The sequence below is a fragment of the Streptomyces sp. NBC_00876 genome (assembly GCF_045207435.1).
In the GTDB taxonomy this organism is placed as follows: domain Bacteria; phylum Actinomycetota; class Actinomycetes; order Streptomycetales; family Streptomycetaceae; genus Streptomyces.
On record NZ_CP108800.1, the window covers coordinates 3378466 to 3396820 of the forward strand.

The following is an 18355-nucleotide window of genomic DNA, read 5'->3' on the forward strand; positions in this document are numbered from 1 at the left end:
CTCATGATGGTCACCCGCCTCGGGCAGGCCCGGCCCTACGTGCTCAGCCTGTTCCGCATCGTCATCGGGCTGCTCTTCACCTGCCACGGGATCGCCTCGCTCTTCGGCGTCCTCGGCAGGCCGATGCTCTCGGCCGGCACCTGGCCGGGGTGGTACGCGGCCGTCGTCCAACTGGCCGGCGGCATCCTGGTGACGCTCGGCCTCGGTACGAGGACGGCGGCGTGCCTGGGCTCCGGCTCCATGGCGTTCGCGTACTTCGACGTCCACCAGCGGGCGGGCCTGCTGCCGATCCAGAACGGCGGCGAGGCGGCGGTCTTCTTCTGCTGGACGCTGCTCCTGCTCGTCTTCTCCGGTCCGGGCGTGCTGGCCGCGGACCGGCTGCTCACCTCCCGCGGAGCCACCCGGGAGGAGGCAGGCACTCGGCGGAAGCGGCACCTGCGGGTGCCCGCCTGAGGGGACGGGTACCCGCACACCGGCCTCCCGGGACTGCCCCCGGGAGGCCGGTGCCGTGCGTTTCGGGCTTCGGGGACAGTCACCCCCTGGCGTCCTCCCCCTCCCCCGGCCCCGCGTGCTCCTCGCCCTCGGGCCGTGCCTTCTTCGGGAGCAGGAGGGTGATGGCCAGGAAGGCGACCAGCAGACAGGCCTGCGCGATCAGTGCGTGGCGGTAGCCGGCGGTGAACTCACCGGCTCCGGCCCGGTCGAAGAACACCGATCCGAAGACGGCCACCCCGATCGAGCCGCCGATGGACTGCACCGCCGTGAGCACCCCGGAGGCGGAGCCGATCTCGCTGTCGTCGACGGCCGCGAGGATGAAGCTGAACAGGGCGGCGATCACCATGCCCGCGCCGATCCCGGAGACGGCCACGCCGGGCGCGATGTGCCAGAGGGAGAACGATCCGTCGGCGCCGAGCTCGTACCAGAGCAGTCCGGCGCCCGCGAGCTGCACGAGCGGGCCGATCTGCAGGACCGCCCGGCCGATCCGCTCGGCGAGGAACGCACCGCTGACCGCGCCGCCGATCGCGGTCCCCACGGCGAGCGGCAGATTGCCGAGACCTGCCTCACCGGCGCTGAAGTGCTGTCCGATCTGGAGATAGAGGGTCAGTACGAGCTGACTGCCGACCAGTCCGCCGAAGAACAGCGCGATCCCGCCGAGCCCCACGGTGAACGCGGGCTTGCGCAGCAGCGCGGGTGTCACCAGCGGCTCGCGTCCCCGGGCGGCGGTGCGGCGCTGCTGGAGGGCGAAGGCGGCGAAGCCGAGGGCGGACGCGGCCATGCACAGCCAGGTCCACAGCGGCCAGCCGGACTCCTGGCCCTGGTTCAGCGGCAGGACCAGCAGGGCGCAGGACAGGGCCACCAGGGCCGCGCCCACGCCGTCGACGACCACCGTGCGGTCGCCGGGCTTCCTGGGGACGACCTTCGCCGCGACGATCAGCGCGGCAATGCCGATGGGCAGGTTGACCAGGAAGACCAGCCGCCAGCCCAGGCCCAGGAAGTCACTCTGGATCAGTCCGCCGCCCAGGACCGGGCCGACGATGCCGCCGAGGCCCAGGACGGGGCCGAAGATGCCGAAGACCTTGGTGAGTTCGGCGCCGGAGAAGTTCTCCCGCAGCAGTCCGAGGCCCTGCGGCAGGAGCATCGCGCCCGCGGTGCCCTGGAGCAGCCGGAAGGCGATCAGCGACCCGATGTCCGGTGCGCACGCGCAGAGCAGCGAGGTGAGCGTGAAGGCGGCGAGGCCGGCCAGGAACATCCGGCGGCGCCCGTACCGGTCGCCGAGCCGGCCGCCGAGGATCAGGCCCGCGCCCAGGGTGAGTGCGTAGCCGCCGATCACCCACTGAAGGCCGACCGGACCCGCCCCGAGGGACCGCTCCAGTTCGGGTCCCGCCACGTTGACGATGGACGCGTCCAGCAGGTCCATGATCTCGGCGACGAGCATCACCGCCAGGATCAGCCAGCGCCACCGGTAGGGGGGCTCTGCGGATTCCCCGGATCTCCCGGGCAATCCGGCCGGTCGCGGGCCCGGCTCCGCGACCGGTGTGGCGATCGGGTCCGCACTCATTTTGCCTCAGATCATTGGTTACCAATTTTATTAGCAATATCGAGAGTATCCTGAGCCGCATGGATGTCAAACCGCCCGCCACCGAACCCGCCGAGGCCGCACCGGCGCCCGCAGGCTCCGCCACGACCGGTGGCGCCGCCCCGGAGCAGACGACCGGTGGCGCCGTCCGAGAGCAGACCACCGGTGGCGCCGCCCCGGAGCAGACGACCGGTGGCGCCGTCCGGGGGCAGACGACCGGTGGCGCCATCCGGGAACAGCTGCGGAATCTCACGCTCCGGCAGCAGCGGTTCGAGCGCCGTCTGGGGCGCCAGTTGCGGGTCGACGCGGCGGGGCTCGCCGTGATGGACCACCTCGTCAACGTCGGGCCGACGACCCCCACCGACCTCGCCCACCGGCTGGAGGCCTCGACGGCGGCAACGACCCTGGTCATCGACCGTCTTGTCGCCGGCGGTCACGCCACCCGCGAGCCGCATCCCACCGACCGCCGCAAGGTGATCGTCACGCCGGCCGAGCACTGGGGCGCCACGGCGTACGACCATGTGGCACCGGTCATCAAGGGCGTGACGGACGCCGCCGCGGAGCTCTCGCCGGACGAGCAGGCCGTCGTGGCGGCCTTCCTGCGACGGATCGTGGACGTGTACGACGAGGCGGAGTCGTGATCACGTGGCCGGGAAATGATTGGACGGGGTGACGCTCGTGCTTATAACTTGCGAGTGACCGTGACACCACTCAAGGAGGTGAGACCCATGAACGCAGCAGCGATGTGGGTGCTCCCCCTTCCCGTCACGGGCGGGCGATTGACATAGGTGTCGCCGGGAGCGCCGCCACAAGAAGGCACTCCCGAAAGGCAACACCTGATGGACTCTCCGCAGTTCACCACCGAGCCGTCGTCGAACGACGCGGCCGAGCGCGACATCCCCGTGAGCGGCGCCCCCGGACTCCGGTCGTCGGCCTCCGGCTCCGGTCGCGCGCCCCTCATGTGCGACATGTACGACGTGATCATTGCCGGGTGCGGGCCGACCGGCGCGATGCTGGCCGCCGAGCTGCGGCTGCACGACGTCCGGGTACTCGTTCTGGAGAAGGAGACCGGGCCCGCCTCCTTCCGCATCGTCGGTCTGCACATGCGCAGTATCGAGCTGATGGCGATGCGCGGACTGCTGGACCGCGTTCTCGAACACGGCAGAAAGCGTCCGGCCGGCGGCATCTTCGCCGGCATCGCCAAACCCGCGCCCAAGGACCTGGATTCCGCGCACCCCTATCTGCTGGGCATTCCGCACCCGGTCATCGTCCGTCTGCTCGAAGAGCATGCGGTCCAACTGGGTGCGCAGGTCCGGCGCGGTGGTGCGGTGGCCGGTCTGGAGCAGGACGACGGGGGCGTGACCGTCGAGCTGGCCGGCGGCGAACTGCTGCGTTCGCGCTATCTCGTCGGCTGTGACGGCGGGCGCAGCGCGGTACGCAAACTGCTCGGCGTCGGCTTCCCCGGCGAACCGTCGCGCAACGAGACGCTGATGGGCGAGATGGAAGTGGGGGCGCCGCGGGAGGAGATCGCCGCCAAGGTGGCCGAGATCGGCGAGACCAACAAGCGATTCTGGCTCAGGCCCCTCGGCGAGGGGACCTACACCGTCGTGGTCCCCGCCGCCGGAATCGGCGATCGCGCGGAACCACCGACACTCGAGGATTTCAGGCGCGAGCTGCGCACCATCGCCGGAACGGATTTCGGCGTGCACTCCCCGCGCCGGCTGTCCCGCTTCGGAGATGCCACCCGGCTGGCCGAGCGCTATCGGGCCGGGCGGGTCCTGCTGGCCGGGGACGCGGCACACATCCATCCGCCCACCGGCGGACAGGGCCTCAACCTGGGCGTTCAGGACGCCTTCAACCTCGGCTGGAAACTGGCCGCGCACATCCGCGGCTGGGCGCCGGACACACTGCTGGACACCTACCAGGCCGAACGCCGTCCGGTCGCCGCGGACGTGCTGGACAACACCCGCGCCCAGATGGAACTGCACTCCACCGAACCGGGCCCGCAGGCCGTGCGCCGGCTGCTCACCGAACTGATGGACTTCGACGAGGTGAACCGCTTCCTCATCGAGAAGATCGCCGCGACCAGTATCCGCTACGACTTCGGCGAAGGCCCAGGCCTGCTCGGCCGCCGCCTGCCCGACATCGACCTTGGACACGGCCGCCTCTACGATCTGCTGCATCGCGGCCGCGGCCTGCTGCTGGACCGCACCGAACGCCTGACCGCTGGCGGCTGGTCGGACCGGGTCGACCACCTCGCGGACCCCGCTGCGGCACTGGATGTCCCCTGCGTCCTGCTGCGCCCCGACGGCCATGTCGCCTGGATCGGGGACGATCAGGACGACCTGGACGACCACCTCTCCCGCTGGTTCGGAGAGCCCGCCAACTGATCCTGGGCCAGGGGCGGGTGGCTGGGGCGGCTTCGGCCGCCCCAGCCCCTGGGCTGCCCCGGAGGGCCGGTGCGGTCCCCTGTGCCGTACGGACGGCCGGCCCTACTCCTTCGTGAGCGCCTGCCGGAAGCCCGTGTTCACCGCGGTCAGCCCGCCGTCCACGCACAGGGTCGTGCCGGTGATCCAGGCCGCGTCGCGGGAGGCGAGGAAGGCGACGGCGGCCGCGATGTCCTCCGGTTCGCCGACCCGGCCGAGCGGGTAGAGGCCGCTCACCCGGGACAGTTCGGCGTCGCGGCCCGCCCAGGCGTCGGTGCGGACGGTGCCGGGTGCGACGAGGTTGACCCGCACCCCGCGCGGTCCCGCGTGGCCCGCGAGGGTACGGGTGAGGCTGGCCAGGCCCGCCTTGGCGGCGCTGTAGGCGTGGTTGCCGAAGTCCTGCTCGCCGTTGACCGAGCCGATGCTGACGATCGCGCCCCGGCCGGACGCCACCAGGTGCGGCAGCGCGGCCCGCGCGCAGCGGTAGGCGCCGGAGAGGGTGACGTCCAGGTCGCGCTGCCAGGCCTCGTCCGGCTCGTCCTCGAAGAGCGCGGCATCGGGCGTGCACGAGTAGGCGTTGTTGACCAGCACGTCGAGCGCGCCGAACAGGGAGACGGCGCGCTCCACCGCCGCCCCGGCCGCCGCCCGGTCGGCCACGTCGCAGGCCAGCGCACCGGCCTCGCCGCCGCTCTCCCGGATCTCCGCCGCCACCCGCTCCGCCCGGTCGCCGTCCAGGTCGGTGACCAGGACGCGGGCGCCCTCGGCGGCCAGCCGGCGGGCGGTGGCGGCACCGATGCCCTGGCCCGCGCCGGTGATGAGTACGCCGTATCCGTCGAATCGCGAGAGTGCGGGAGAAGTCATAGCGCCGAACGTACTGCGCGCACCAGTGCCTGGGCACGGGGGTCGGCGGTGACTCCCTTCTGCAGACCGTTCGTCACATAGCCCAGTGCGATGCCGGATTCGGGGTCGGCGAAGCCCAGCGAACCGCCCCGGCCGGGGTGACCGAAGGAGCCCGGGGCGAGCAGCGGGGACGCCGGTCCGTGCAGCATGTAGCCGAGGCCGAAGCGGGTGGAGACGACCAGGACCCGGTCCGGGCCGGCCGACTCCTCGGTGCGGGCCAGGGTGAGGGTGGCGGGGGCGAACAGCCGGTGGCCGTCGACCGGGCCGATCATCGCGGCGTAGCAGCGGGCCAGGCCGCGGGCGGTGGCGATGCCGTTGGACGCGGGGAGTTCGGCCGCCCGGTAGCCGGGGTCGTTCTCGTCGGGGAACGGGTCGATGGCGCCGAACGCCCGCCGGGTCAGCGAGTCCGGGTCGCGGTAGGCGTCGACGACCGAGCGCTTGGGCCGCATGCGCAGCGCGCCGGTGCCGTCCCCTGCGGGCGGTTCGACGGGGCCGATCCGGCCGACCCGGTGGGCCTCGTCCGCCGGGATGCCGAACCAGAAGTCCAGGCCGAGCGGGCGGGCGATCTCCTCGGCGATCCAGCGTCCGATGGTCCGTCCGGTGACGCGCCGCACGAGTTCGCCGATGAGCCAGCTGTAGGTCTGCGCGTGGTAGCCGTGGTCGGTGCCGGGCTCCCACTGGGGGTGCTGGGCGGCGACCGCGCGCGGCCCGCTCACTCCGTCGGCCGCCTCCTCGGGGGTCAGCGGCCGGTCCAGGGCCGGGATGCCGGCCCGGTGGGCGAGGAGGTGGCGGACGAGTACGCGCTCCTTGCCGTTCGTCTTGAACTCCGGCCAGTACGTGCCGACCGGGGCGTGCAGGTCGATCTGGCCGCGCTGGTGCAGCAGCAGGGGTACGGCGGCGGCGATGCCCTTGCCGGCCGAGCGGACGATCTGCACGGTGTCGACGGCCCACGGCTCGACGCCGTCGACGTCTCTGGTCCCGGCCCACAGATCGACGACCTTGCGCCCGTGCCGGTAGACGGTGACCGCTGCCCCACGGTCGCCGCGCTGCTCGAAGTTACGGATGAAAGCATCCCGGACCGGTTCGAATCCGGGCACCACCGTGCCCCGTACGTCCACGCCTGCTCCTGCGCTCCCGCTCATGCCCCCCATGGTGCATTGCGCCGCAGGTCGCAGGTGGGGCGGGTCACCTCATGTTCACCGTCACGGAACGCGGGTCGAAGCCGAAGGGGAGCTCCAGCCGGTGGGCGCGCATCAACTCCTCGTCGCACAGGAGCTCCTGGGTGCGGTCGTCGGCGGCGATGACCCCGTCGCTGAGGATGACCGCGCGGCCGCACAGCTCCAGGGCGTACGGCAGGTCGTGCGTGACCATCAGCACGGTGACGTCCAACGAGCGCAGGATGTCGGCGAGTTCGCGGCGGGAGGCGGGGTCCAGGTTGGAGGAGGGTTCGTCCAGGACGAGGATCTCCGGCCGCATGGCGAGGACCGTGGCAACGGCGACGCGGCGGCGCTGACCGAAGGAGAGGTGGTGCGGCGGCCGGCCGGCGTACTCCTCCATGCCGACCTGGCGCAGCGCTTCGGTGACCCGTTCCTCCAGTTCGGCGCCGCGCAGCCCGCCGGACGCGGGGCCGAAGGCGACGTCCTCGCGGACGGTGGGCATGAAGAGCTGGTCGTCGGGGTCCTGGAAGACGATGCCGACGCGGCGGCGGATCTCGGCGAGGTTGCGCTTGTCGACGGGGAGCCCGGCGACGTGGACGGTGCCGGCGCCCGCGTCGAGGATGCCGTTGAGGTGGAGGACCAGGGTGGTCTTGCCGGCCCCGTTCGGGCCGAGCAGGGCGACGCGTTCGCCGCGTCCGACGTTCAGGTCGACGCCGAAGAGGGCCTGGTGGCCGTCGGGGTATGCGTAGGCGAGACCCCGGACCTCCAGGGACGGCGGAGGGGTCGGCACGGGGGCGGCGGAAGACTGGCTCATACGGTCCATCCCAGCAGACAGACGACAAGGGCGAGCACGGGGAGTGCCGAGGCGTACGCCCACTGGGTGCGGGAGGCGGTCACCTCGTCGATGACCGGCATGGTGCCGGTGTAGCCGCGGCTGACCATCGCGAGGTGGACGCGTTCGCCGCGTTCGTAGGACCGGATGAACAGGGCGCCCGCCGACTTGGCCAGGACACCCCACTGCCGTACCCCGCGGGCCTCGAATCCGCGCGAGCGGCGGGCGATGGACATCCGGCGCATCTCGTCGGTGATCACATCGCCGTACCGGATCATGAAGGAGGCGATCTGGACGAGCAGCGGGGGCAGTCTGAGGCGCTGGAGGCCGAGCAGCAGGGAGCGCAGTTCGGTGGTGGAGGCGAGGAGCACGGAGGCGGCGACGCCCAGGGTGCCCTTGGCCAGGACGTTCCAGGCGCCCCAGAGGCCGGGGACGCTGACGGAGAGGCCGAGGACGTGCGTCTGCTCGCCGGGCACGACGAACGGCATGAGCAGGGCGAACGCGACGAACGGCACCTCGATCAGCAGCCGCTTGAGGAGGAACGCGGCGGGGATGCGGGCCAGGGCCGTGACGCCGGCGATCAGCAGCGCGTACAGCCCGAAGGCCCACACCGCCTCGCGCGGGGTGGTGACCACGACCACGACGAAGGCGAAGACGGCGGCGAGCTTGCAGTGCGGCGGCAGGTCGTGGACCGGCGAGTGCCCGTGCCGGTAGAGCTTGTGGGCGTGTCCGGCGCCCATCTCAGACCTTCTCTTCGGTGTGGTTGGCGGCCGCGGGCTCGTCCGCCGTACGGCGTCGGCGGCTGACGACGTAGAAGGCGCCGCTGCCGACGACGAGGGTGGCGCCCACGCCGATGATTCCGGCCAGTCCGCCGGACATCCGGGCGTCGGAGACGTCCTTGACGCCGTAGTCGGCGAGCGGGGAGTCCTTGGCCGCGTGCTCCTCCGTCTTCTTGTCGATGCCCTGGTCGGTGGCGACCTTCTCCAGACCGTCCGGATCGGCGGAGGCGTAGAAGGAGACGAAGCCGGCCAGGACCAGGGCGGTGACGAGGCCTGTGGCCCAAAGGCCCCGGGTGGAGCGGTGGGCGGAGACGGGCTCACGGGCGGGCGCGGGGGCGTCGACGAGTTCGCCGTCGATACGGAGCTTGAGCGGGGCGGTGAGGCCGCGGGCGCCGTGGACCAGGTCGGGGCGGACGGCGATGACGGCGCCGACGGTCAGCGCGGTGATCACGGCCTCGCCGATGCCGATCAGGACGTGGACCCCGACCATCGCGGTGAAGACCTTGCCGATCGGGATGTCGGTGGTGCCGCCGATCCAGTACATCAGCGTGAAGGCCGCGGCCGCGGCCGGTACGGAGACGAGCGCGGCGACGAAGGACGCGGCGGTCATCGAGCGGCGGGTGCGCGGCAGCACGCCCACGAGGCCGCGGAAGAGGGCGTACGCGACGACGGTGGTCACGACGCCCATGTCCAGGACGTTCACGCCGAGCGCGGTGAGCCCGCCGTCGGCGAAGAGGATGCCCTGCATCAGCAGGACGACGGATACGCACAGGATCCCGGTGTACGGCCCGACCAGGATCGCGGCCAGCGCCCCGCCCAGCAGGTGCCCGCTGGTGCCGGCGGCGACGGGGAAGTTCAGCATCTGCACGGCGAAGATGAAGGCGGCGACCAGGCCGGCCAGGGGCGCGGTGCGCTCGTCCAGCTCGCGTCGGGCACCCTTCAGGCTGACGGCCACGGCACCGGCGGCCACGACTCCGGCGACGGCGGAGACGGGTGCGTTGATGAATCCGTCGGGTACATGCATGGGGGAGGCTCCGCTTCCTGCGTTCCTGCGTTGCTGCGCGGGGTCATGAACCTCTCAATGATAGGGCCTTGTTGCGAATGGTTCGCAAGAGCGGGTCTGTCACAACTGCCCAGTGTTCTCGCAGTGCTCTTGGCGGAATATATGGGACATTAGAGGACGAAGATATATACACAGGAGGAGCCGGCCCATGTCCCCCGCGATCAAAGAACATGCCCGCGCCCGGCTCGTCACCGACGCCCGCGATCTGCCCGTGGTGCCCGTCGAGCTGCGCTACGACTCCGCCGAAGCCACCGCGACGATCCACATCGCCTTCCCCGGCGGTGCGAACTGGGCCGTCGAGCGCGATCTGCTGGAGCGCGGGCTGCGCTCCCCCGTCGAGCTCGGCACCTTCCGGATCTGGCCGTGCGGCCGGGTCCAGCTCGTGGTGGAGCGCCACGTGGCGGGGGGCGTCGAGGTGGTGCAGTTCGACAGCTCACCCCTGATCCGCTTCCTGCGGCGTACGCACCACGAGGCCAGGACCGAGACCGCCACCGCCTGACCCGCCGCATGCCGAGAGCCCCCGTGCACTGGTGCACGGGGGCTCTCGTCGCCCCGGTCCCCCGTCCCCACAGGTAACCGGCGCTTCCGGGGCCGCGCTCCGCTCAGACGCGGCCGCGGAGGTCAGCGGCTCTCGGCCACGGCTCAGACGCGGGTGAGCTCGCGCTCGCCCCCGGCGTCCGGGCCGGCGTCGGCGGCGGGGGTGTCGGAGAGCTCCTTGCGCAGGCCCTCACCCTCGACGTCCACGTTGGGCAGCACCCGGTCCAGCCAGCGCGGCAGCCACCAGGCCCGCTTCCCGAGCAGCGCGAGGACCGCGGGCACGATGGCCATGCGGACGACGAACGCGTCGAAGAAGACGGCGATGGCGAGCGAGAAGCCGATCATCTTGATCATCTGCTCGCTGGAGCCGATGAAGCCGGAGAAGACCGCCATCATGATCACGGCCGCGGCCGTGACGACCCGGGCACCGTGCCTGAAGCCGGTGACGATGGCCTGGCCGGGCTTCTCGCCGTGGACGTACGCCTCACGCATCCGGGTGACGAGGAAGACCTCGTAGTCCATCGCGAGACCGAAGACCACGCCCACCATGAAGATCGGCATCATCGACATGATCGGACCGGTCTGCTCGACCCCGAAGAGCGAGCCGAGCCAGCCCCACTGGAAGACCGCGACGACCGCGCCCAGGGCCGCGACGACCGAGAGCAGGAAGCCGAGCGCCGCCTTCAGCGGCACCAGGACCGAGCGGAAGACCACCATCAGCAGCAGGAAGGCGAGGCCGACGACGAGCGCCAGGTACGGCAGCAGCGCGTCGTTCATCTTCTGCGAGAAGTCGATGTTCATCGCGGTGGCGCCGGTGACCAGCACCTCGGCGCCGGTGTCGGACTTGATGTCCTTGCCCGCGTCACGGATCGCGTGGACCACGTTCTCCGTCTCGACGGAGCTCGGCCGGTCCTTCGGGACGACGGTGATCATCGCCGCGTCGCCGGCCTTGTTGAAGGTGGCCGGGGTGACGGCGACGACACCCTTCATGCCGGAGATCTCGTCACCGACCTGCTTGGCGGCGGCCTTGCCGTCGGCGCTGTTCGCGGTGTCGACGACGACCAGCAGCGGGCCGTTGAAGCCGGGGCCGAAGCCCTCGGAGAGCAGGTCGTAGGCGCGGCGCTGGGTGGTGCTGGTGGGCTGGGAGCTGTCGTCCGGCAGACCCATCTCCAGCGAGGCGGCCGGTACGGCGATCGTGCCCAGGCCGATGACACCGACCAGCAGCACCCACACCGGCTTGCGCAGCACGAACCGCGCCCAGCGGGTGCCCATGTTCGGCTTGGCGTCGGGCTCGTTCTCCGCCTCGGCGGCCTTGCGCGCCTTGCGCCCCATGACCCGCTTGCCCGCGAAGCCCAGCAGGGCCGGGACGAGGGTGAGGGCGATGAGGACGGCGATCGCGACCGTGCCGGCCGCGGCGAAGCCCATCTTCGACAGCATCGGGATGTTGACGACGGCCAGGCCGACCAGGGCGATGACCACGGTGAGCCCGGCGAAGACGACCGCGGAACCGGCGGTGCCGACCGCGCGTCCCGCCGCTTCCTCGCGTTCCCGGCCCTCCGCCAGTTCGGCGCGGTAGCGGGAGACGATGAAGAGCGCGTAGTCGATGCCGACCGCGAGGCCGATCATCATCGCGAGGGTGGAGGTGGTGGAGCCCAGGTCGAGCACATTGGCCAGCGCCGTGATCGACGAGACGCCGATGCCGACCCCGATCAGGGCGGTGAGCAGCGGCAGCCCCGCCGCGATGAGCGAGCCGAAGGTGATGACGAGCACCACCGCGGCCATGGCCACACCGATGATCTCGGTGGCGCCGGTCTCCGGCATCACCTGGAGCGCGTCACCGCCGATCTCGACGGTCATCCCGCTCTTCTGGGCCGCGGTGCCCGCGTCCTCCAGGGCGTCCCGGGTCGCGTCGGTCAGCTCCATCGAGTTGACCTTGTACGTGACCGAGATGTACGCGGTCGAGCCGTTCTTGGAGACGGCCTTTCCGGCGTACGGGTCGACGACCGAGGCGATCTGGTCGGAGCCGGACTTCAGCTCGTGGGTGATCTTGTTGACCTCGGCCTTGTTGGCCGGGTCCGTCATCTTCTCGTTCTCGGGGGCCTTGAAGACGATGCGCGCGGTCGCGCCGTCGGCGCTGGACGCGGGGAATCGCTGTTCCAGCAGGTCGAAGGCCTTCTGGGCCTCCGTACCCGGGATCGAGAAGGAGCTGGAGGTGGCAGTGGCGGCGGAGGCCGCGCCGAATCCGGCGAGTGCCAGCAGCGCCACCCAGATCAGGGCGACGTAGCGGCGGCGCCGGAAGGCGAGCCGTCCGAGCTTGTAGAGGAATGTGGCCACGGGGGCGTACTCCCGGTCAGGTCGAGTGGAAAAGGGCGTGAGGTACCAGCCCGACGACGAGAGCGGCGTGTCAGGTGGGGCTTTGGGGAGGGGCCGTGCGGGTGCCGTGGGGACGGCGGGGACGGCTGTCAGACTCCGAGAGCGGGGAGGATCACGGAGTCGAGGTAGTCGGTGAGGAACGCCTGGTCGACGTCGCGGTCCTCGACCAGCTGCCGGGCGGCGAAAGCGCCGATCAGCATGTGCGGTACGTACTTCAGCGCCGGTTGGTCCGGACGCAGTTCCCCGCGCTCCACGGCCCGGCGCAGCAGTTCGTCGAGACCGGTCATCTCCGGCTCGATCAGCAGGTCGCGCAGGGCTTGGAGGAGATCGGGGTTGTTGTGGACGGCATGGCTCAGACCCCGCATCAGCGCGGCGTTCTTCTCCATCTGACAGTCGTCGGAGCGGCTCAGGACGGCATGGAAGTCACCGCGCAGCGAGCCGGTGTCGACATCGCCGAGGGAGACGGGCTTGTTGTGCCGCAGAGCCGTGACGACGAGGGTCGGCTTGCTCCCCCACTGGCGGTAGAGGGTGGCCTTGCTGGAACGGGTACGTGCGGCGACGGCGTCCATGGTGAGAGCGTCGTAGCCGACCTCGCGGAGCAGGTCGAGCACGGCGGCGTACAGCTCGCTCTCACGCTCGGGCGTGAGCCGTGTGCGTGCCATGGGTCGACCTCCTGTTCCCTTGAGCCCGGATCATTCGTACATCAGTCGCAGGTCAATCACGCTTCAGCTATCGAACGAAACCGTTTCGTACACATGGACGGTACCTCGCCGACCTAGCGAAACGACCTCGTTTCGCTTGTGTTGCGCACCACAAGTTGCCGCGGCCCCCTCGCACGGAAAGCATTGGGGGGTGAGTGACGACGTCTCGTATCTCCGGTTCCCGCACCTCCACGAGGATCTGCTCTGCTTCGCCGCAGAGGACGATCTCTGGGTCGCCCCCCTCGCCCCCGAGGGGGAGGCGCCCGGACGCGCCTGGCGCGTGACCGTCGACCGCACCAGAGTGAGCCATCCGCGCTTCTCGCCCGACGGGACCCGGATCGCGTACACGACCTGGCGCAGCCTCGACCCCGAGATCCACCTCGCACCGGTCGCCGGCGGCCCGGCCCGCCGGCTCACCTACTGGGGGTCGACGGACGCCCGGGTCTGCGGCTGGACCCCCGACCCGGGGGACTCCTCGCAGATCCTCGCCGTGTCCTCGCACCGCCAGCCGTTCTCGTACTTCTCCTGGGCCTACAGCGTGCCCACGGACGGCAGCCCCGGCGGCAGGCTGCCCTGGGGGCCGGTCTCCGACATCGCGGTCGCCGACATCGACGGCGAGCGACGCACCCTGCTGCTCAGCGGCACACCGCCGCACGAACCAGCCGCCTGGAAGCGCTACCGGGGCGGGGCCACGGGCCGGCTGTGGCTGCACGGCGAGCGGCTGCTCCCCGACATCGACGGCCACCTCGCCTCGCCCATGTTCGCCGGGGGCCGCATCGCGTTCCTCTCCGACCACGAGGGCGTCGGCAACCTGTACTCCTGCCGGCCCGACGGCAGCGATCTGCGCCGCCACACCGACCACGACGCCTTCTACGCCCGGCACGCCTCCAGCGACGGGCGACGGGTCGTCTACCAGTGCGCCGGCGAGCTGTGGCTGGTCGACGACCTGGAGTCGCCGGACGCCCGGCCCCGCAAGCTGGAGGTACGGCTCGGCGGGCAGCGCGCCGGCCGGCGCAGCTACCAGGTACCGGCCGCCAGCAACGTCGACTCGCTCTCCGTGGACGAGACCGGCCGGGCCAGCGCCGTCCTGGTACGCGGCAGCCTGTACTGGCTCACCCACCGCGACGGGCCCGCCCGCACCATCGCCGACACCCCCGGGGTACGGGTGCGGCTGCCGGAGATGCTCGGCAGCGGCGGCCAGGTCGCGTACGTCACCGACGCGGAGGGCGAGGACGCGGTCGAGATCGCGTCCCTGCCGCGCGCCAGCGGCGACCGCGCACCGCGCCGGCTCGCCTCCGGGCGGGTCGGCAGGGTCCAGGAACTCATCTCCGACCCGGACGGCGAACGTCTCGCGATCGCCTCGCACGACGGCAGGCTGCTCCTGCTGGACACCGACGAGGAGACGTCCACCGGCGAGCCCACCGAACTGATCCGCTCCGTCAACGGCCCGGTCCGCGATCTGGCGTTCTCCCCGGACGGCGCCTGGCTGACCTGGTCGCACCCCGGCATCGGCCGCTCGCTGCGCCAGATCAAGCTCGCGCGGATCCAGGGCCCGGGGGCCCCGGCCATCGTCGACGTCACCAACGGCCGCTTCGAGGACGAGAACCCCGTCTTCACGGGCGACGGCCGCTACCTCGCCTTCCTGTCCTGGCGCGGCTTCGACCCGGTGTACGACGTGCACACCGGAGACCTGTCCTTCCCGCTCGGCTGCCGCCCCTACCTCGTCCCGCTCTCCTCGGCGACGCCCTCGCCCTTCGCCCTCTCCCCCGACGGCCGGCCGGCCGCGGGCGGCCTCGACCCGGTGGACTCCGACGAGGCGGGTGCGGCCGAGGGGTCCACGGTCACCGTCGAGTTCGAGGGCCTGGAGAACCGGGTCACGCCGTTCCCGGTCTCCGCCTCCAAGTACTCGGCGCTGTACCCGGTCAGTGGCGGCGGCCTGGTCTGGCTGCGCTGGCCGATCTCCGGCGCGCTCGGTGAGACGTTCGCCAACCCGGCGGACATGTCGGGCCGCCCGACGCTGGAGCACTTCAGCATCGCGAAGGCGAAGAAGACCGAACTCGTCGACCACCTCGACTGGTTCGCCGTCAGCGGCGACGCCTCCCGCCTCGTCGTCATGGACGACGGCGAACTGCGCGCCGTCCCCGCGACCGAACCCGGCGACAACGACTCCACCGTCTACCTGGACCTGCGCCGCATCCTGCACGAGGCCGACCCGGCGGCGGAGTGGCGGGGGGCGTTCGGCGAGGCCGGCCGCATCATCCGCTCCTACTTCTGGGAGCCGGACATGTGCGGCATCGACTGGCCGGCGATCCTCGACCAGTACCGCCCACTCGTCGAACGGGTCGCCACCCCCGACGAGTTCGCCGATCTCCTGCGCGAGGTCCTCGGCGAACTGGGCACCTCGCACGCCTACGTCACCCCCGCCCGGCGCAACGAGGGCCCGCCGCACTACCAGCGGGCGATCGGCCTGCTCGGCGCCAACCTGGTGTGCCGGGACGGCGACTGGACCATCCAGCGCATCCTGCCCGGCGACTCCTCGGACTCCAAGGCCCGCTCCCCGCTCGCCGGTACGGGCATCCGCGAGGGCGCGGTCCTCACCCATGTCGACGGCCGCCCGGTCGACCCGGTCACCGGCCCCTACCCGCTGCTCTCCGCGGCGGGCGGCACCACGGTCGAGCTGACCGTCCGGCCCGCCGGGGGCGAGGGCCGCTCCCGCCGCGTCGCGATCGTCCCCCTGGTCGACGAACGCCCCCTGCGCTACCAGGACTGGGTGGCCAAGCGCCGCGAGGTCGTACGGGAGGTGAGCGGCGGCCGCTGCGGCTACCTCCACATCCCCGACATGGGCGGCTCCGGCTGGGCCCAGTTCAACCGGGACCTGCGCCTGGAGGTCTCCCGCCCGGCCCTGATCGTGGACGTACGCGGCAACGCGGGCGGCCACATCAGCGAACTGGTCGTCGAGAAGCTCACCCGCACGATCCTCGGCTGGGACCTCACCCGCGACGCCCAGCCGGTGTCGTACGCCTCCAACGCCCCCCGGGGACCCGTGGTCGCGCTGGCCGACGAGGCGACGTCATCCGACGGCGACATGATCACCGCCGCGTTCCGGCTGCTGAAGCTGGGCCCGGTGGTCGGCCAGCGCACCTGGGGCGGCGTGGTCGGCATGACGGGCCGTCACCGGCTGGGCGACGGCACGGTGATCACGGTGCCGATGAACGCGGCCTGGTTCGACACCTACGGCTGGTCGATCGAGAACCACGGCGTCGAACCCGACCTGGAGGCCCTGCGCACCCCGCTCGACTGGGCGGAGGGCCGGCACGCGGTGCTGGACGACGCGGTCCGGGTCGCCCTGGACCTCCTGGCCGCCCACCCGCCGGCCACCCCGCCGACGTACGAAACGGCCCCGAACCTCCGCCGGCCCCCGCTGCCGCCGCGATAGGAAACCGGCGGGGAAAACCGACGGCAGGAACCCGGCGGGCCGCGCGCCCGCCGGGTGATTGGCTCAAAGTTTTCCGGGCCTCATGAAACCTGTCGTTAACATGAATTTACCTGTCGGAAATACCACACAGGCGATCGACAACTCGACGTGGACTAACTGCGTGCATAGGGCAACAGTCGTCCGGGGCAACCCCTTTCGATCGAGTGAATCGAGGTTCGCATGTGCGGAATCACCGGCTGGGTCTCCTACCGGCGTGATCTGACGGAACACCGGAACGACATCGACGCCATGACACAGACCATGTCGTGCCGCGGCCCCGACGCCGCGGGCGCATGGGTGACACCCCACGCCGCCCTGGGGCACCGGCGGCTCGCCGTGATCGACCTGCCGGGCGGCGCCCAGCCGATGACCGTGGAGACCCCCGACGGGGCGGTCGCCATGGTCTACTCCGGCGAGGCGTACAACTTCACCGAGCTGCGCTCGGAACTGCGCCGCGCCGGACAGCGGTTCGACACCGACTCCGACACCGAGGTGGTGCTGCGGGGCTACGTCGTGTGGGGCGAGAAGCTCGTGGAACACCTCAACGGCATGTACGCCTTCGCCATCTGGGACGCCCGGACCGAGCGCCTGGTGATGATCCGCGACCGCATGGGCATCAAGCCGTTCTACTACTACGAGACCGAGGACGGCGTCGTCTTCGGCTCGGAGCCCAAGGCGATCCTGGCCAATCCCACCGTCGCCCCCGTCGTCGGCCTCGACGGACTGCGTGAGCTCTTCGCCGGGGCCAAGACCCCCGGCGCCGCCGTGTGGGAGGGCATGCGCGAGGTGCTGCCCGGCGAGATCATCGTCCTGGACCGCGGCGGACTGCGCCGCCACACCTACTGGCAGCTGCGCTCCGAACCGCACACCGACAGCAGGGACGAAACGGTCGCGCACGTCCGTGAGTTGCTCGAGGACATCGTCCAACGCCAGCTCGTCGCCGACGTGCCCCGCTGCACGCTGCTCTCCGGCGGCCTGGACTCCTCCGCGCTCACCGCCCTGTCGCAGATCCACCTCGCGCCCCAGGGCGAGACGGTGCGCAGCTTCGCCGTCGACTTCCCCGACCAGGACAAGCACTTCAAGGCCATCGACATCTCGCCCACCCAGGACACTCCCTACGTCCACGCCGTCGCCGAACACGTGGGCTGCGACCACCAGGACATCATCCTGGACGGGGCGGCCCTGTCCGCCCCGGAGGTCCGCCGGGCGGCGGTCGGCGCCCGCGACCTGCCGACCGGCATCGGCGACCGGGACAACTCCCTCTATCTCCTCTTCGCCGCGGTCCGCCGCCACTCCACCGTGGCCCTGTCCGGCGAATCGGCGGACGAGGTGTTCGGCGGCTATCCGTGGTTCCACGACGAGCGGCGGCACGCCGAGACCTTCCCCTGGCTGGCGGGCAGCCAGTCGCTGATCGACTCGAACGGCCAGATCAGCGAGGACCTCAAGCCCGCGCTCGGCATCGGCGACTACCTCGCCGACAGCTACCGCACCGCCGTCGCACAGACCCCCGTCCTGGACGGTGAGACAGGCCTGGACCAGCGCATGCGGGTGGTCAGCCACCTCCATCTGACCCGCATGGTGCAGACCCTCCTGGACCGCAAGGACCGGATGAGCATGGCCGTCGGCCTGGAGGTCCGCGTCCCGTTCTGCGACCACCGCCTCGTGCAGTACGTCTTCAACGCCCCCTGGTCCCTCAAGACCTTCGACGGCCGCGAGAAGAGCCTGCTGCGCGCCGCCACCCGGAACGTCCTGCCCGAGTCGGTCGCCAACCGCAAGAAGAGCGGATACCCGGGCACGTTCGACCCCGCCTATGTCGAGGCCATCCAGTCCCAGGGGGCCGAACTGCTGCGATCCGGGCACACGGCCACGGACCTGGTCAACCGCGAGCGCCTCACCGAGGCCACCACCCTGCCCGCCGCCGACCTGGACCAGCAGCAGCGGATGCTGCTGGAGCGGACGCTCGACCTGGGGGTGTGGTTCGACCTCCACCACCCGACGGTCAAGGTCTGACCCCGATCCGCGTCTCCGGTGGAATGCG

The 18355-nt window shown here is 71.4% G+C and carries 14 protein-coding genes; 6 read left to right on the top strand and 8 right to left on the bottom strand.

Annotated elements, in window-relative coordinates; all coding sequences use genetic code 11:
* The first annotated feature begins 6 nt into the window (after nt 1-6).
* Entirely contained in the window at nt 7-453 is a 447-nt protein-coding gene (locus OG782_RS14720) for a DoxX family protein (RefSeq protein WP_406459073.1), read from the top strand.
* A gap of 79 nt (nt 454-532) precedes the next feature.
* Here OG782_RS14720 and OG782_RS14725 read toward each other — a convergent pair whose 3' ends face one another.
* Complete coding sequence (locus OG782_RS14725) at nt 533-1933, bottom strand: MFS transporter (RefSeq protein ID WP_406459074.1); 1401 nt, start codon at nt 1931-1933, stop codon at nt 533-535.
* A 182-nt stretch (nt 1934-2115) separates the two neighbouring features.
* Between OG782_RS14725 and OG782_RS14730 the strand changes: the two genes are divergently transcribed.
* Nucleotides 2116-2715: a MarR family winged helix-turn-helix transcriptional regulator gene (locus OG782_RS14730; RefSeq protein WP_406451049.1), complete on the top strand. Its 600-nt coding sequence runs from the start codon at nt 2116-2118 to the stop codon at nt 2713-2715.
* Between the two features lie 198 nt (nt 2716-2913).
* A complete protein-coding gene (gene rox / locus OG782_RS14735; protein WP_406451051.1) occupies nt 2914-4464 on the top strand; it encodes a rifampin monooxygenase in 1551 nt (516 codons plus the stop codon).
* A gap of 102 nt (nt 4465-4566) precedes the next feature.
* Here rox and OG782_RS14740 read toward each other — a convergent pair whose 3' ends face one another.
* The 5 genes from OG782_RS14740 to OG782_RS14760 all read right to left on the bottom strand — a co-directional run bounded on the left by OG782_RS14740 (nt 4567) and on the right by OG782_RS14760 (nt 9192).
* Nucleotides 4567-5361 (bottom strand): SDR family NAD(P)-dependent oxidoreductase, encoded by a 795-nt coding sequence (locus OG782_RS14740; RefSeq protein ID WP_406451053.1) that lies wholly within the window; start codon nt 5359-5361, stop codon nt 4567-4569.
* Nucleotides 5358-6518: a serine hydrolase domain-containing protein gene (locus OG782_RS14745; RefSeq protein WP_406459076.1), complete on the bottom strand. Its 1161-nt coding sequence runs from the start codon at nt 6516-6518 to the stop codon at nt 5358-5360. Before OG782_RS14745 ends, OG782_RS14740 begins: the two co-directional genes overlap by 4 nt.
* A 67-nt stretch (nt 6519-6585) precedes the next feature.
* A complete protein-coding gene (locus OG782_RS14750) occupies nt 6586-7371 on the bottom strand; it encodes an energy-coupling factor ABC transporter ATP-binding protein (RefSeq protein ID WP_406451055.1) in 786 nt (261 codons plus the stop codon).
* The gene (gene cbiQ, locus OG782_RS14755) at nt 7368-8129 is read right to left on the bottom strand and encodes a cobalt ECF transporter T component CbiQ (RefSeq protein WP_406451057.1); all 762 of its coding nucleotides are present in this window, start codon (nt 8127-8129) and stop codon (nt 7368-7370) included. The genes OG782_RS14750 and cbiQ overlap by 4 nt, the downstream gene beginning before the upstream one ends.
* A 1-nt stretch (nt 8130) precedes the next feature.
* On the bottom strand, nt 8131-9192 hold the full coding sequence (locus OG782_RS14760; protein ID WP_406451059.1) for an energy-coupling factor ABC transporter permease: 1062 nt from the start codon (nt 9190-9192) through the stop codon (nt 8131-8133).
* 187 nt (nt 9193-9379) lie between these two features.
* On the opposite strand from OG782_RS14760, the gene OG782_RS14765 reads away from it, so the two are divergent.
* Nucleotides 9380-9730, top strand: coding sequence for an SsgA family sporulation/cell division regulator (locus OG782_RS14765; RefSeq protein ID WP_406451060.1), 351 nt, complete (start codon nt 9380-9382; stop codon nt 9728-9730).
* 143 nt (nt 9731-9873) lie between these two features.
* Here OG782_RS14765 and OG782_RS14770 read toward each other — a convergent pair whose 3' ends face one another.
* Together OG782_RS14770 and OG782_RS14775 are read right to left on the bottom strand one after the other, a co-directional pair.
* Complete coding sequence (locus OG782_RS14770; RefSeq protein WP_406451062.1) at nt 9874-12102, bottom strand: MMPL family transporter; 2229 nt, start codon at nt 12100-12102, stop codon at nt 9874-9876.
* Nucleotides 12103-12230: 128 nt separating this feature from the next.
* Nucleotides 12231-12803, bottom strand: coding sequence for a TetR/AcrR family transcriptional regulator (locus OG782_RS14775; protein WP_406451064.1), 573 nt, complete (start codon nt 12801-12803; stop codon nt 12231-12233).
* 190 nt (nt 12804-12993) lie between these two features.
* Between OG782_RS14775 and OG782_RS14780 the strand changes: the two genes are divergently transcribed.
* Nucleotides 12994-16278 (top strand): S41 family peptidase, encoded by a 3285-nt coding sequence (locus OG782_RS14780; protein WP_406451066.1) that lies wholly within the window; start codon nt 12994-12996, stop codon nt 16276-16278.
* Between the two features lie 219 nt (nt 16279-16497).
* On the top strand, nt 16498-18327 hold the full coding sequence (gene asnB / locus OG782_RS14785) for an asparagine synthase (glutamine-hydrolyzing) (RefSeq protein ID WP_406451068.1): 1830 nt from the start codon (nt 16498-16500) through the stop codon (nt 18325-18327).
* The last annotated feature ends 28 nt before the right edge of the window (nt 18328-18355 follow it).

What these genes read in the sequence shown, in the direction of transcription:
- OG782_RS14720 (WP_406459073.1), top strand. Translation starts at nt 7, where the DNA reads ATGGTCACCCGCCTCGGGCAGGCCCGGCCCTACGTGCTCAGCCTGTTC.
- OG782_RS14725 (WP_406459074.1), bottom strand. Translation starts at nt 1,933, where the DNA reads ATGCTCGTCGCCGAGATCATGGACCTGCTGGACGCGTCCATCGTCAAC.
- OG782_RS14730 (WP_406451049.1), top strand. Translation starts at nt 2,116, where the DNA reads ATGGATGTCAAACCGCCCGCCACCGAACCCGCCGAGGCCGCACCGGCG.
- rox (WP_406451051.1), top strand. Translation starts at nt 2,914, where the DNA reads ATGGACTCTCCGCAGTTCACCACCGAGCCGTCGTCGAACGACGCGGCC.
- OG782_RS14740 (WP_406451053.1), bottom strand. Translation starts at nt 5,361, where the DNA reads ATGACTTCTCCCGCACTCTCGCGATTCGACGGATACGGCGTACTCATC.
- OG782_RS14750 (WP_406451055.1), bottom strand. Translation starts at nt 7,371, where the DNA reads ATGAGCCAGTCTTCCGCCGCCCCCGTGCCGACCCCTCCGCCGTCCCTG.
- cbiQ (WP_406451057.1), bottom strand. Translation starts at nt 8,129, where the DNA reads ATGGGCGCCGGACACGCCCACAAGCTCTACCGGCACGGGCACTCGCCG.
- OG782_RS14760 (WP_406451059.1), bottom strand. Translation starts at nt 9,192, where the DNA reads ATGCATGTACCCGACGGATTCATCAACGCACCCGTCTCCGCCGTCGCC.
- OG782_RS14765 (WP_406451060.1), top strand. Translation starts at nt 9,380, where the DNA reads ATGTCCCCCGCGATCAAAGAACATGCCCGCGCCCGGCTCGTCACCGAC.
- OG782_RS14775 (WP_406451064.1), bottom strand. Translation starts at nt 12,803, where the DNA reads ATGGCACGCACACGGCTCACGCCCGAGCGTGAGAGCGAGCTGTACGCC.
- asnB (WP_406451068.1), top strand. Translation starts at nt 16,498, where the DNA reads ATGTGCGGAATCACCGGCTGGGTCTCCTACCGGCGTGATCTGACGGAA.